The organism is Streptomyces sp. NPDC059994, assembly GCF_042737755.1.
GTDB lineage: Bacteria > Actinomycetota > Actinomycetes > Streptomycetales > Streptomycetaceae > Streptomyces.
This window is the reverse complement of record NZ_JBHWUR010000021.1, coordinates 56,596-68,528: the sequence shown is the minus strand read 5'-3', so window position 1 is coordinate 68,528 and position 11,933 is coordinate 56,596. Positions and strand designations below refer to the sequence as shown.

Below are 11,933 nucleotides of genomic sequence, written 5' to 3'. Positions count from 1 at the left end.
GCCCGGCTGTCGCCCGAATTTCCGGCGCCCCCTCCGCCCCTAGAACGCCGCCCGGACCTCTCCCACCCGCTCCGCCCCGCCCAGCAGCGGCGCGCTGCCGATGCGGTCGACCACCGGGGCGTCCACGCCGAGCAGGCGCAGGGCGCGGGCCAGGACCGGGCCGAGGGCGCGCGCGGCGCCGTCGTCGACCTTGAAGGCGAGCGCGCGGCCGTCCGGCAGCGCCACCGCCTGGACCGCCTCCGCGCCCATCTTCGACAGCACCCCGGGCACCTCGCGCATCAACCAGGTGTCGGGGCGGCGGGTGCCCGCCACGTACTCGGGGTGCGCGCGCATCGCGTCCGCCACCCGGCGCTCCGGCGTGCCCGGCCCGGCGAGCACGAACGTACGGAACGCGCGCGCCAGGCCCGTCAGGCTGATCGCCATCAGCGGCGCCCCGCAGCCGTCCGTGCCGACCGACGCGACCGGCTCGCCCGCCGCAGCCTCCACACCGTCGTGGACCAGCCGCTGGAGCGGGTGCGCCGGGTCCAGGTAGGTCGCCTCGTCCCAGCCGTTGAGGCGGCAGGCGGCGAGCATGGCCGCGTGCTTGCCGGAGCAGTTCATGGTGACCCGGTCGCGGACGTGGCCCGCCGCCAGGTAGGTCTCGGCCTCGGCCGCGTCCAGTGGCAGGTCGGGCGGGGTCTGGAGGTCGTCCGGGGTCAGCCCGTGCTCGGCGAGCATCTTGCGGACGAGGTCGAGGTGGAAGCCCTCGCCCGAGTGGCTGGCGGCGGCGAGCGCCAGCCGCTCCCCGGACAGGTCGAGCCCGGCCCGCAGCACGGCGGCGGCCTGCATGGGCTTGTTGCTGGAGCGCGGGAAGACGGGCGCCGCCGGGTCGCCGAGCGCGAACTCCACGCTGCCGTCGGCCGCCAGCACCACCAGCGAGCCCCGGTGATGGCCCTCGACGAAACCGGAACGTACGACTTCGGCGAGGACCGGCGGTATGAGGGTGTCGGTGGTCATGGCGGGGGCCTTCCGGGCGTGGACCCGCCTCGTGACCTTCGATTCAGTGGTCAGAATCCGTGGTCAGATGAGCAGGTCGTCTACTTGCGCTTCGCCTTCACGGTACCTGCGGGCGATCTCCGCGCTGCAATCGTCGGCCGTCCGCTGGAGGTGCTGACGGCGCCGCGAGACCTGCTGCTCGTAGCGGATCAGCCGCCCCATCGCGGTGTGCAGCTCATCGTCCGTACGGGCGTCGAGGTCGGAGAGCTGGACCTCCGCGTCCATCTCGGCCGCCAGCCGCCGGTACTCGGCGCTGCGCGGCGTGGAGAGCGTGACGTGACGGGCGGAGGCGCGGTGCGAGGAGGGCGCGTCCGCCAGGATCTCGGAGAGCCGCTCCACGACGGGCGTGTGCGGTCCGGTGCGCCGGGCCAGCTCGGCCCGCAGGATGTCGATACGCCCGTGCAGCAGCCGCCGCACATAGCTGAGGTCGGCCTCGTCGCTCTGCGACCGGCGCCGCAGGGTCCGCAGCTCCGGCAGTCGCAATGCGGTCATATCGCAATCTTCCGGTACGGGCAGATGGTCACCGGCACGCTGTACGGGCGGTCGCGAGACGGCCGCCCGCGCGGCCGACGGACTCGTCCGGATCAGCGAAACGGGGCCGGGTGACTGCTGCCCGGCGCCAGGAGTGCTCATGTGTCTTACCGTCCCCTCGACCGGTGCGGGATAGGGCGCACCGACTGTCAGCATCGTGCCACTCCCAGTGGCGCATACGCAGACACACACCACCCGTTCGGCCCCAGTCGGACCCGATTGGTGCGTGGAATAGGTTGGGCCCATGCGAGCGGTGGTACAGAGGGTCGACGGCGCGAGCGTCGTCGTGGCGGGCGAGACGGTCGGCGAGATCACCGGCGAGGGCCTGTGCGTCCTGGTCGGGGTCACCCACGGGGACACCCCCGAGAAGGCCGCGCAACTGGCCCGGAAGCTGTGGTCGGTACGGATCCTGGAGGACGAGAAGTCCTGCTCGGACGTGAACGCCCCGCTCCTGGTGATCTCCCAGTTCACCCTCTACGGCGACGCCCGCAAGGGCCGCCGCCCCACCTGGAACGCGGCGGCCCCCGGCGAGGTGGCCGAGCCCCTGGTGGACGAGGTGGTGGCCCGACTGCGGGCGCTGGGGGCGACCGTGGAGACGGGCAGGTTCGGCGCGGACATGAGGGTGTCGCTGACGAACCATGGGCCGTTCACGGTGGTGGTGGAGGTGTGAGGGCACGGGGTCAGGGACGGAGCCCCGAACGCGGGGGCCCGGGGGCGCAGGCACCGCACGGGGCCCGGGGGCGCAGGCACCGCACGGGGCCCGGGGGCGCAGGCACCGCACGGGGTCTGCGGGCGCAGGCACCGGGAAACCCGCCTGAGCCCCCACCCGCCCCCGGAGGCCACGCGGCGGAGGCGCGCCTGTCGCAGCGGGAAGGGACGGGGTGGGGGCTACGGCTCGACCACGACCTCCTGCGCCGCCGCGGTGCCCCCCGCCAGCAACTCCGCGTCCACCGCCACGTTCCGCTTCACCAGCGCCAGCGCGATCGGCCCCAGCTCGTGGTGGCGGGCCGACGTCGTGATGAAGCCGATCTGGCGGCCCTCGTCGCCGTCCGCCGCCACCCGCAGCGGCGTCCCGTGCGGCGGCAGCAGCACATCGCTGCCGTCCAGGTGCAGGAAGACCAGCCGGCGCGGCGGCTTCCCCAGGTTGTGGACGCGCGCGACCGTCTCCTGACCCCGGTAGCAGCCCTTCTGGAGGTGCACGGCGGTGCCGATCCAGCCCAGCTCGTGCGGGATGGTGCGGTGGTCGGTCTCCAGGCCGAGCCGCGGCCGGTGCGCCTCCACCCGGAGCGCCTCGTACGCCAGGATCCCGATCGCGGGCCCGTGCGCGGCGGCGAACCCCTCCAGCTCCTCGCGCGGCAGGAACAGGTCCCGCCCGTGCGGAGCCTCCCGTACCACCGTGCCCGCGGGCACCTCGGCGATCGACCCGGCGGGCAGGTGCACCACCGCGAAGTCCGCGGTCCGGTCCGCGACCTCGACGCGGTAGAAGAACTTCATCGACTCCAGGTACGCGACGAGGTCGTCCTGCGTACCGGGCTCGATGTGCGCCCACACCGTCGTACCGTCGTCGACGAGGTAGAGGGCGTGCTCGATGTGCCCGTGCGCGGAGAGGATCAGCGCCTCGGTGGCGAGGCCCGGCCGCAGGTCGCTGACGTGCTGGGTCAGCAGCAGGTGCAGCCAGCTCAGCCGGTCCTCGCCGGTGACGGTGACGACACCGCGGTGCGAGAGGTCGACGAGGCCGGTGCCGCCGGCGAGGGCGCGCTGCTCACGGAACAGGTCGCCGTAGTGCGCGGCGACACCTTCGTCGGGCCCCTCGGCGGGGACGGCGCCGGGCAGGGACAGCAGAGGGCTCTTCATACGGGCAAGCCTACGACGCGGTACTTGGACCGTTGTTTGAGTCGTCACCTGCGGCGTTCTTGGCGCAGTTCTGGCACTGCCCGAAGATCGCGAAGTGCTTCATGTCCGTCGTGAAGCCGAACGTCGAGCAGAGCTTCGCGGTGAACTCGGCCGCCACGTCCACATCCGCCTCGATCACCGACGTACAGTCCCGGCAGACCAGGTGGATGTGGTGATGGCGGTCCGCCAGGTGGTACGTCGGGGCACCGTGTCCCAGATGGGCGTGCGAGACCAGACCCAGCTCCTCCAGGAGCTCCAGGGTCCGGTACACGGTGGAGATGTTCACGCCGCCCGCCGTCTTCCTCACCTCGGTGAGGATGTCGTCGGGCGTCGCGTGTTCCAGTACGTCGACGGCCTCCAGCACGAGCTGGCGCTGGGGGGTCAGCCGGTACCCGCGCTTGCGGAGGTCGCTCTGCCAGTCGGTGGTCACCACACGCCCAGTGTAGGAGCCACCCCGGCATTACCCGCTCGGAGAACGGATCTCCCTACTTGAAGAAGGCGATCCCGTCGTCCGGAAGGTCACCCAGACCCCGGGCCATCGCCGCGACCTCCTCGGGCGTGACGACCTTCTTGAGGTGCGCGGACATGTACGGACGGAGCTCGACCTCGGGGGTGGCCTTCTCGCCGACCCACATCAGATCGCTCTTCACATATCCGTAAAGACGCTTGCCGCCGGTGTACGGACCGGAGGCGGCGGTGCGCGCCACGGCGTCCGTCACCAGGTCGATCTGCGGCTTCTGGGCGGCGAGCTCGCCGTACCAGATCTCGACGACGCCCTGGTCACGGACCATGACGATCTCGACCTTGCGGTCCTTGTCGATGCGCCAGAAGCCGGACTCGGTCTCCAGCGGCTTCACCTTGTTGCCCTCGGCGTCGAGGATCCAGGAGTGCGACACGTACTCCAGGAAGTCCCGGCCGTCGTGGCTGAAGGTGACGGACTGGCCGAAATTGGCCTTCTCGGCGCCCGGGAAGTCGGTCACGCCCGCGCCCTCCCAGGTACCGAGGAGGAAGGCGAGGGGGACGAGGTCCGGGTTCAGGTCGGACGGGATCTCGATCATGAGGCTTCGATCAGTCTTTCGTTACGTCTGCGGCTGGGGCGCGGTTCAGCGCTGGCCCTGGTACAGCTTCTTCACGGCCAGACCGGCGAAGGCGAGGACACCGACGCAGACCAGGACCAGCAGGGTTTCGAAGAAAGCCTCAAGCACGGGGTGCTCCTCGGATGAGCGTGTGGGCAGTAAAGGGCCGCCCCCCAGCCTAATGGGTTGAGCCACGGCCTTCTCTGTGAGGTGCGCCGCCGCGACGGCGCGGCGGCGCATGCCGGCCGTCGTGTCCCGCCGGGCGGTCGACGTCCGACGCTCCGGCGGGGCCTGATCACCCCACCCGTGCACAGAACTGACCCGCCGCCTTCGGGAGGGGCTGTGCGGGTGCGCATTACAGTTCGGCACATGGCGAAGAAGCTCGTACTCAAGGTGACCGCCGGGGCCGACGCCCCCGAGCGGTGTTCGCAGGCGTTCACCGTGGCGGCGGTCGCCGTCGCCAGCGGCGTCGCGGTCTCGCTCTGGCTGACCGGCGAGTCGTCGTGGTTCGCGCTGCCGGGCCGGGCCGCCGAGTTCGAGCTCCCGCACGCGGCGCCGCTGCCGGACCTGATCGACGGGATCCTGACGGGCGGCGGCACGATCACCGTCTGCACCCAGTGCGCGGCCCGCCGCGACATCACCGAGAAGGACCTGATCGAGGGCGCACGGATCGCGGGCGCGCAGGTCTTCGTCCAGGAGGCGATGGCGGAGGAGACGCAGGCGCTGGTGTACTGAGCGCTCCGCTGGGGCGCTGCCGCCCCTAGTACTTCTTCTTGCCGTCCAGCTCGTCCCACCATTCGTCGGACTTCTGGTCCCCGGACGGGTCGTCCCACCAGCGGTCGTCCGGGCCGCGCCGGTTCGCGACCATCGCCGCGACCGGCGGGATCACCATCGCGACCACGCACATGGCGACCGCGGCCGGGACCGACCACAGCCGCACGAAGCTCCAGGCGGACACGAACAGAACCAGGCATCCGCCCATCAGCCAGAAGTACTCGCGCCGGCGCCGAGCCAACATACGTCCAGCGTACGACCGTATCCGCCGGGCGGATACGGCCACGGACGGCACGAAGGACCGCACCCGCCCAAAGCGTCCAACCCCAGGGGTGCGGCCCTCCGGCCGGTACATCGGTGCCCGTCGTCACACGGCGATCGCGACCTCCGCCAGCCCGCCCGTCTGCGCCACGACCGTGCGGTCCGCGGTACCGCCGGGGACCAGGGCCCGGACGGTCCACGTGCCCTCGGCCGCGTAGAAGCGGAACTGGCCCGTCGCCGAGGTCGGGACCTCGGCGGTGAACTCGCCGGTCGAGTCCAGGAGGCGGACGTAACCGACCACCGGCTCGCCGTCCTTCGTCACCTGGCCCTGGATCGTCGTCTCACCGGGCTTGATCGTCGAGGCGTCGGGGCCGCCTGCCTTCGCTCCACACATGGTTCTTCCTTACGGTCTGCGGTCTGAGGGGGCTGTGCGGGGTTACTTGTTGGCGCCGAGCTCGATCGGCACGCCGACGAGGGAGCCGTACTCGGTCCACGAGCCGTCGTAGTTCTTGACGTTCTGGACGCCGAGCAGCTCGTGCAGCACGAACCACGTCAGGGCCGAGCGCTCGCCGATACGGCAGTACGCGATGGTGTCCCTGGCCAGGTCGACCTGCTCCGCCGCGTACAGCTCCTTCAGGGCGTCGTCCGACTTGAAGGTGCCGTCGTCGTTGGCGTTCTTCGACCACGGGATGTTGCGGGCGGACGGGACGTGGCCGGGGCGCTGCGACTGCTCCTGCGGGAGGTGGGCCGGGGCGAGCAGCTTGCCGCTGAACTCGTCGGGGGAGCGCACGTCGACCAGGTTCTGCGCGCCGATGGCCGCCACCACGTCGTCGCGGAAGGCACGGATCGCGGTGTTCTGCGCCCTGGCCTTGTACTCGGTGGCCGGGCGGGCCGGCACCTGCGAGCCGTCGACGAGGTCGCGCGAGTCCAGCTCCCACTTCTTGCGGCCGCCGTCGAGCAGCTTGACGCTGTCGTGGCCGTAGAGCTTGAAGTACCAGTAGGCGTACGAGGCGAACCAGTTGTTGTTGCCGCCGTAGAGGACGACGGTGGTGTCGTTCGCGATGCCCTTCGCCGACAGGAGCTTCTCGAAGCCCTCCTGGTCGATGAAGTCACGGCGGACCGGGTCCTGGAGGTCCTTGGTCCAGTCGATCCGGATCGCGTTCTTGATGTGGTTCTTCTCGTACGCCGAGGTGTCCTCGTCGACCTCGACGATGGCGACCTTGGGGTCTTCGATGTGGGCCTCGACCCAGTCGGCGTCTACCAGGACGTCGCTGCGGCTCATGCGGTTCTCCTCCGGGGCAGGTGCGGCGGGTGGTGCGGGGTGCGGGTGCGTACGCCGCGCGAGCGGGCGCGGCGTTGCCTCGGCACCGGGGGCGGCCCTGAATAAGGTTCAAAGGGCCCGGGGAACACGGGAGTTGCCGTCTCTTCGCAGAGAGGGGCGGGTCCCGCTCAGACGTGGCGACAGAGCATGGCGGCGACGCGGCACAGGTCGACTGCCCGCCGCTTCGTGAGATCCGCCTGTCGCTTCATAGAGGCGATCGTAGGGACGGACGGGCGGCCGTGTCACCGGTGTGTCGTATTTTGAGACACGATCATCCGGATAGTGAGACGTGATCGCCCGGAAGGGCTCTTCCGGCGCCGCCCGGACGGCTCCCCGCCGCCCACCATCTGCCCAGCGGACGCCTCTGTCTCAGCATGCGGTTACGACCCGGTCCCGGGCCTGCCCGACGCGGCCCTGCCCGGCCCCGGTCCTGCCCAGCCCGACCGGCCCTGCCCGACGCGGCCCTGCCCGACCCGACGCGGTCCTGCCCGAAACCGACCGGCCCGGCCCGGCCCCGGTCCTGCCCGACCCGACGCGGTCCTGCCCGAAACCGACCGGCCCGGCCCGGCCCCGGTCCTGCCCAGCCCGACCGGCCCTGCCCGACGCGGCCCTGCCCGACCCGACCGGCCCTGCCCGAAACCGACCGGCCCGGCCCGGCCCCGGTCCCGCCCGGCCCGACGCGGCCCTGCCCAGCCCGGCCCCGGTCCCGCCCGACGCGGCCGCCCCCGTACGCCCAGGGGCCGCGGGGCCGCTTACCCCGCCAGAGAAACGTTCGTGCCCGTCCCCGAGAACCGCAGCCCGTCCTTCGTCGCCGTCACCTTGTCCAGCTTGATGCCGGACGGCAGGCCCTCGATCTTCAGGTCGTAGTCGACCGCCTTGCGCAGTTTCTCGTCGAAGCCGGCCACCGGCAGCTTCGGCAGCTCCTCGGAGCGGACCTTGACGGTGGCGCCGCCGTCGGTGGTGACCGTGCTGTACGTGCTGACCGTGCGGCCCGCGAGCAGCACCTTGAGGCTCGCGGGGACCTGGACGCCCGCGCCCTCCAGAAGGTCGGCGAGCTGCCCGCTCACCTGGACCTGGCCCTTGGCGGCCCGCTCGGGCCCGGCGTAGCCGACCGTGGCGCCCTTGGGCGCGGACTTCGTGAGGTCGGCGTAGGAGATACGGGCCGAGCCGTCCGCCCGTACCGCCGTGGCGGACGAGTAGCTGCTGTTGACCTTCACGTCGTGCAGCTTGGCGCGGACCTCGGTGACGTTGACCGAGTGGCCGTCCGCCGTGGCGGTGACCCCGCCCAGCTTGACGTCGACCTCGTCGAACTCCTTGCCCATCGCCTGGGTGAGGAAGGGGAAGCCGCTGATCGAGACGTCGGGGGTCTCCCTCAGCCCCTGACTGCTCTTGATCTTGTCGGCCACCTTCGACTCGACGACGTTCACCGCGATGCGGTCCGCGGCGACGAAGAGGCCGCCGAGAACCACCGCGACGATGAGCCATATCCGGAGTGCGCGCATTGCGTACGAGTCCCCCCACACTGGTCGTTGACGCTGCGAGCCTAACTCCCGGAATTACCCGATCACTCGACCGATCAGATACAAAGCGGGAACAGCCGCCGTGAGCGGCAGCGCCACTCCGGCCGTCATATGGACGAAACGCGACGGGTAGTCATAACTGGCCACCCGCAGACCGATCAGCGCGCACACCCCGGCCGCGAGCCCGAGCAGCGCGCCCGAGGAACCCACGTCCGTCAGCTGTCCGGCCACGATCCCCGCGCCCGCGGCCGCGAGCAGCGCGACCACGGCGGAGACCGGCCCCGGCAACGGCAGCGCGCGGGCCGGGACGGCGACGGCCACCGCGGCCGCGCCCACCGCCACGGCGTGCGGGATCGCCGCGAGGTATCCGGCGGCCAGGATCGCGAGCGCCGCCGAGGCCACGGTCGCCATCAGGCCGTACATCCGCTCGTCCGGGTCCGCGTGGCTGCGCAGCTGGAGCACCAGCGTGAGCAGCACCCACACCCCGAGGGTGCCCAGGATCGCCGCGGGCGCGTGTTCGTCGCCGACGGCGAGCAGCGCCGCGTCCGCGACCAGCCCGCCCAGGAAGGCGAGCGCGATGCCCTGCCGGGCGGGCCACATCCCGTTGAGCCGGAACCAGCCCGCGGCCGTCACGGCCTGGAGCAGCACCAGCGGCACCACCAGCGCGTACTGCCCGATGCCGGAGGCGGCCGCGAGCAGCAGGCCGAGGACGGCGGTGAGCGCGGCGGGCTGCATCCCCGGCGCGATGATGGGCGAGCGCCCCTCGGCGCGGGCCCGCTGGGCGTCGGTGACCCGGGTGTTGCCGACGGTGGTGGGTGGGCTGTAGGCGGGGCCGTCGGCCGGGGCGGGCGCGGCGGGCACGGGTTCGTGGCCCGCCGTCTCCGGAGGCAGCGGAGCAGACCCCGTCTGGGGCGGCAGGTACGCGGTGTCGGCGGCGGGCTGCGCGTACGCCTGCGCGTACTGCTGCTGCACGGGCTGCTGCTGGACCGGCTGCTGCTGGACCGGCTGCGGCTGCACGGGCTGCTGGACCGGCTGCGGCTGGACCGTGGGCTGGTACTGGGTGTCCCAGGTCTGGCCCTCCCACGTCTGCGTGTACTGCTGCTGCTCCTGGTACGACGGATCGTGCGGGAACTGCTGCTGCGCGGGCTGCTGCGGCTGCTGATGCTGGAGCGGCTGCTGCTGGACCGGCTGCTGCTGAAGCGGCTGCCCGTACTGGTCGTACTGCTGGTACGCGTCGTACTGCTGCTGGTACTGCTGGACCGGCTGTCCGTACTGGTCGAAGCGCGGATACTGCTCGTCGTACGGATGCGGGTACTGCTGATCGCTCATGACGTGGGGGTCACCCTCCTGCGAACGGCGGGAGCACCTCGACCGTGCCGCCCTCGGCAAGCCGTACGGTCTCATGTTCGCGCGTCCCGACGGGGTCACCGTCGACCAGGAACGAGCACCTGAGCAGTACACGGGTCAGCTCGCCCGGGTGGCGCTCGCGCACCGCGTCGAGCGCCTCGGCCAGCGTGGCCGCCGCATACGGCTCCTCCGCGACACCGGCGGCGGACTTGGCCGCGGCCCAGAAGCGGATGGTTCCCGCTGCCATGGCGACCCTCCTTTCGTCGTCCCCCATGATGGGCTACGCCACCGACAGCCACTGCGCGATCCGGCGCAGCAGCACCTCGTCGGCCGCGTTCTCCGCGTGCCCCATGCCCTCCTCCAGCCACAACTGCGCAGGTCCGGCGGCCGCCAGCATCCTGGGGTGGTCGATCGGGAAGTACGGGTCGCGGTCGCCGTGGACGATCAGGAGCGGGGTCGGCGCGATCAGCGGGACCGCCTCGACCGGCGAGAGCGGCACCGGGCACCACTGTCTGGAGTCGATCCGGGTGGCGAAGCCGAGCCGCCCGACCAGGCGCCCGGCGGGCCGGGTCACCATCCAGTGCAGCCGCCGCATGGGGGCCGTGCCCCGGTAGTACCAACGGGCCGGCGCGCTGACGGAGACGACGGCATCGGTGCGCGCCTCTGTGAGCCCCTTGTGCATCGCCGCCTGCCGCAGCACCACCGAGCCCCCCATGGAGAAGCCGACCGTCACCACGCGCGCGTAGCCGAGTGATCTCGCCCACTCCACGGCCGCCGCCAGGTCGAGCACCTCGCGGTCGCCGACCGTGGAGCGCCCGCCGGAGCCGCCGTGGCCCCGGAACGAGAACGTGACCACACCCGCGTACTGGGCGAACACCCCCGCCGCCCGCCGTACCGCCGGGCGCCCCGCCGACCCCGTGAAGCCGTGCGCGACCACGACCGCGGTGTCCGTCCGGCCCGCCGCGCAGGGGTCGTGGACCGCCTCGACGCTCACGCCGTCCGAGGTGCGAAGAGTTGCGCGCCGCGGTCCCCTGGTGATCGAGGAAACATCCACAGTGTGAAATCGGCCCTCTGCCCCGGAACTCATGTGGGCTATTCTGCTGGGCAGAGGATCCGGGCAGCGTGGCCCCCGGGTCCTTTTGCGTTTCCTGGTCGTTGTTACGAGCAGGTGAACAAAGGCTCTCAGGGCGCGGGAGCCGTAGCGAAAAGCAGTGCCGTAAACGCCCCCAAGCTCTTGAAGAGCAGGGGGTGCCCCCTCCGCAGGGACCGAGGAGGAACCGACGTTATGGGCGAGCAGACCGTGCACGATCATCCGAAGAAGCCGACGACGACCTGGGCAGGTGGGGCGCGATGAGCTCGTTGCTGCTCCTGACCAATGCCCTCCAGCCGTCTACGGAGGTGCTTCCCGCGCTCGGCCTGCTGCTGCACAACGTGCGGGTGGCCCCCGCCGAGGGCCCGGCCCTCGTGGACACCCCCGGTGCCGACGTGATCCTCGTCGACGGCCGCCGCGACCTGCCGCAGGTCCGCTCCCTCTGCCAGCTGCTGCGCTCCACCGGCCCCGGCTGCCCGCTGATCCTGGTGGTCACCGAGGGCGGTCTGGCCGCCGTCACCGCCGACTGGGGCATCGACGACGTGCTCCTGGACACGGCGGGCCCCGCGGAGGTCGAGGCGCGGCTGCGCCTGGCCATGGGCCGCCAGCAGATCACCTCCGACGACTCCCCCATGGAAATCCGCAACGGCGATCTCTCCGTGGACGAGGCGACGTACAGCGCCAAGCTCAAGGGCCGGGTCCTGGATCTGACCTTCAAGGAGTTCGAGCTCCTGAAGTACCTGGCGCAGCACCCCGGCCGGGTCTTCACGCGCGCGCAGCTGCTGCAGGAGGTCTGGGGGTACGACTACTTCGGCGGTACGCGGACGGTCGACGTCCACGTACGGCGGCTGCGGGCGAAGCTCGGCCCCGAGCACGAGTCGCTGATCGGCACCGTCCGGAATGTCGGGTACCGGTTCGTCACCCCCGAGAAGGTCGAGCGGGCGGCCGAAGAGGCCAAGGCCAAGGCGGCCGAGGAGGCCAGGGCGAAGGCCGCCGCCGGATCCGTGGCCTCACCACCGATCCCGGCCGCCGAGGAGCCGGAGGAAGCCTCCGTACGCCCTGCCCAGAGGTAGGTCACCCCGCGT

General features: G+C 71.8%; 16 protein-coding genes. 3 read left to right on the top strand and 13 right to left on the bottom strand.

Annotation, left to right across the window (positions count from 1 at the left end; all coding sequences use genetic code 11):
• Positions 1-39: 39 nt before the first annotated feature.
• Positions 40-996: an asparaginase gene (locus tag ACFWA7_RS14155; protein ID WP_385823037.1), complete on the bottom strand. Its 957-nt coding sequence runs from the start codon at positions 994-996 to the stop codon at positions 40-42.
• Positions 997-1,059: 63 nt separating this feature from the next.
• Positions 1,060-1,668: an ABC transporter substrate-binding protein gene (locus ACFWA7_RS14150; RefSeq protein ID WP_385823035.1), complete on the bottom strand. Its 609-nt coding sequence runs from the start codon at positions 1,666-1,668 to the stop codon at positions 1,060-1,062.
• Between the two features lie 142 nt (positions 1,669-1,810).
• Here ACFWA7_RS14150 and dtd point away from each other — a divergent pair, with 142 nt between their 5' ends.
• Positions 1,811-2,236 (top strand): D-aminoacyl-tRNA deacylase, encoded by a 426-nt coding sequence (dtd, locus tag ACFWA7_RS14145; RefSeq protein ID WP_385543051.1) that lies wholly within the window; start codon positions 1,811-1,813, stop codon positions 2,234-2,236.
• A gap of 218 nt (positions 2,237-2,454) precedes the next feature.
• Here the strand turns inward: dtd and ACFWA7_RS14140 are convergent, their stop codons facing one another.
• The 3 genes from ACFWA7_RS14140 to ACFWA7_RS14130 are packed head-to-tail and all read right to left on the bottom strand — an operon-like array spanning position 2,455 to position 4,517.
• Positions 2,455-3,420: a YgfZ/GcvT domain-containing protein gene (locus ACFWA7_RS14140; protein WP_385543048.1), complete on the bottom strand. Its 966-nt coding sequence runs from the start codon at positions 3,418-3,420 to the stop codon at positions 2,455-2,457.
• 10 nt (positions 3,421-3,430) lie between these two features.
• The gene (locus tag ACFWA7_RS14135; RefSeq protein WP_385823033.1) at positions 3,431-3,892 is read right to left on the bottom strand and encodes a Fur family transcriptional regulator; all 462 of its coding nucleotides are present in this window, start codon (positions 3,890-3,892) and stop codon (positions 3,431-3,433) included.
• Positions 3,893-3,944: 52 nt separating this feature from the next.
• Positions 3,945-4,517 (bottom strand): FABP family protein, encoded by a 573-nt coding sequence (locus ACFWA7_RS14130; RefSeq protein ID WP_385543042.1) that lies wholly within the window; start codon positions 4,515-4,517, stop codon positions 3,945-3,947.
• A 387-nt stretch (positions 4,518-4,904) separates the two neighbouring features.
• On the opposite strand from ACFWA7_RS14130, the gene ACFWA7_RS14125 reads away from it, so the two are divergent.
• On the top strand, positions 4,905-5,270 hold the full coding sequence (locus ACFWA7_RS14125) for a DsrE family protein (RefSeq protein ID WP_385543039.1): 366 nt from the start codon (positions 4,905-4,907) through the stop codon (positions 5,268-5,270).
• A gap of 25 nt (positions 5,271-5,295) precedes the next feature.
• On the opposite strand, the gene ACFWA7_RS14120 is transcribed toward ACFWA7_RS14125, so the two are convergent.
• The 8 genes from ACFWA7_RS14120 to ACFWA7_RS14085 all read right to left on the bottom strand — a co-directional run bounded on the left by ACFWA7_RS14120 (position 5,296) and on the right by ACFWA7_RS14085 (position 10,845).
• Positions 5,296-5,553, bottom strand: coding sequence for a DUF3099 domain-containing protein (locus ACFWA7_RS14120; protein ID WP_371653472.1), 258 nt, complete (start codon positions 5,551-5,553; stop codon positions 5,296-5,298).
• Positions 5,554-5,676: 123 nt separating this feature from the next.
• Positions 5,677-5,964 (bottom strand): DUF1416 domain-containing protein, encoded by a 288-nt coding sequence (locus ACFWA7_RS14115; protein WP_033324392.1) that lies wholly within the window; start codon positions 5,962-5,964, stop codon positions 5,677-5,679.
• 42 nt (positions 5,965-6,006) lie between these two features.
• Complete coding sequence (locus ACFWA7_RS14110; protein WP_385823031.1) at positions 6,007-6,852, bottom strand: sulfurtransferase; 846 nt, start codon at positions 6,850-6,852, stop codon at positions 6,007-6,009.
• 167 nt (positions 6,853-7,019) lie between these two features.
• Complete coding sequence (locus ACFWA7_RS14105) at positions 7,020-7,100, bottom strand: putative leader peptide (RefSeq protein WP_359104787.1); 81 nt, start codon at positions 7,098-7,100, stop codon at positions 7,020-7,022.
• Positions 7,101-7,643: 543 nt separating this feature from the next.
• Positions 7,644-8,393: a DUF2993 domain-containing protein gene (locus ACFWA7_RS14100; RefSeq protein ID WP_385543033.1), complete on the bottom strand. Its 750-nt coding sequence runs from the start codon at positions 8,391-8,393 to the stop codon at positions 7,644-7,646.
• Between the two features lie 54 nt (positions 8,394-8,447).
• Positions 8,448-9,740 (bottom strand): hypothetical protein, encoded by a 1,293-nt coding sequence (locus ACFWA7_RS14095; RefSeq protein WP_385823029.1) that lies wholly within the window; start codon positions 9,738-9,740, stop codon positions 8,448-8,450.
• Positions 9,741-9,750: 10 nt separating this feature from the next.
• Positions 9,751-10,005 carry a MoaD/ThiS family protein gene (locus tag ACFWA7_RS14090; protein ID WP_283142830.1) on the bottom strand — a complete coding sequence of 85 codons (255 nt, stop codon included), beginning with the start codon at positions 10,003-10,005 and terminating at the stop codon, positions 9,751-9,753.
• A gap of 33 nt (positions 10,006-10,038) precedes the next feature.
• A complete protein-coding gene (locus tag ACFWA7_RS14085; protein ID WP_385543027.1) occupies positions 10,039-10,845 on the bottom strand; it encodes an alpha/beta hydrolase family protein in 807 nt (268 codons plus the stop codon).
• Positions 10,846-11,108: 263 nt separating this feature from the next.
• On the opposite strand from ACFWA7_RS14085, the gene ACFWA7_RS14080 reads away from it, so the two are divergent.
• Positions 11,109-11,921, top strand: coding sequence for a winged helix-turn-helix domain-containing protein (locus ACFWA7_RS14080; protein ID WP_385543024.1), 813 nt, complete (start codon positions 11,109-11,111; stop codon positions 11,919-11,921).
• Positions 11,922-11,933 lie beyond the last annotated feature (12 nt).

Excerpts from the sequence above, each read along its gene's own strand:
- ACFWA7_RS14120 (WP_371653472.1), bottom strand. The coding sequence starts at position 5,553 with ATGTTGGCTCGGCGCCGGCGCGAGTACTTCTGGCTGATGGGCGGATGC.
- ACFWA7_RS14095 (WP_385823029.1), bottom strand. The coding sequence starts at position 9,740 with ATGAGCGATCAGCAGTACCCGCATCCGTACGACGAGCAGTATCCGCGC.
- ACFWA7_RS14140 (WP_385543048.1), bottom strand. The coding sequence starts at position 3,420 with ATGAAGAGCCCTCTGCTGTCCCTGCCCGGCGCCGTCCCCGCCGAGGGG.
- ACFWA7_RS14090 (WP_283142830.1), bottom strand. The coding sequence starts at position 10,005 with ATGGCAGCGGGAACCATCCGCTTCTGGGCCGCGGCCAAGTCCGCCGCC.
- ACFWA7_RS14100 (WP_385543033.1), bottom strand. The coding sequence starts at position 8,393 with ATGCGCGCACTCCGGATATGGCTCATCGTCGCGGTGGTTCTCGGCGGC.
- ACFWA7_RS14150 (WP_385823035.1), bottom strand. The coding sequence starts at position 1,668 with ATGAGCACTCCTGGCGCCGGGCAGCAGTCACCCGGCCCCGTTTCGCTG.
- ACFWA7_RS14115 (WP_033324392.1), bottom strand. The coding sequence starts at position 5,964 with ATGTGTGGAGCGAAGGCAGGCGGCCCCGACGCCTCGACGATCAAGCCC.
- ACFWA7_RS14110 (WP_385823031.1), bottom strand. The coding sequence starts at position 6,852 with ATGAGCCGCAGCGACGTCCTGGTAGACGCCGACTGGGTCGAGGCCCAC.
- ACFWA7_RS14130 (WP_385543042.1), bottom strand. The coding sequence starts at position 4,517 with ATGATCGAGATCCCGTCCGACCTGAACCCGGACCTCGTCCCCCTCGCC.
- ACFWA7_RS14155 (WP_385823037.1), bottom strand. The coding sequence starts at position 996 with ATGACCACCGACACCCTCATACCGCCGGTCCTCGCCGAAGTCGTACGT.
- ACFWA7_RS14080 (WP_385543024.1), top strand. The coding sequence starts at position 11,109 with ATGAGCTCGTTGCTGCTCCTGACCAATGCCCTCCAGCCGTCTACGGAG.
- ACFWA7_RS14085 (WP_385543027.1), bottom strand. The coding sequence starts at position 10,845 with ATGAGTTCCGGGGCAGAGGGCCGATTTCACACTGTGGATGTTTCCTCG.
- dtd (WP_385543051.1), top strand. The coding sequence starts at position 1,811 with ATGCGAGCGGTGGTACAGAGGGTCGACGGCGCGAGCGTCGTCGTGGCG.
- ACFWA7_RS14125 (WP_385543039.1), top strand. The coding sequence starts at position 4,905 with ATGGCGAAGAAGCTCGTACTCAAGGTGACCGCCGGGGCCGACGCCCCC.
- ACFWA7_RS14105 (WP_359104787.1), bottom strand. The coding sequence starts at position 7,100 with ATGAAGCGACAGGCGGATCTCACGAAGCGGCGGGCAGTCGACCTGTGC.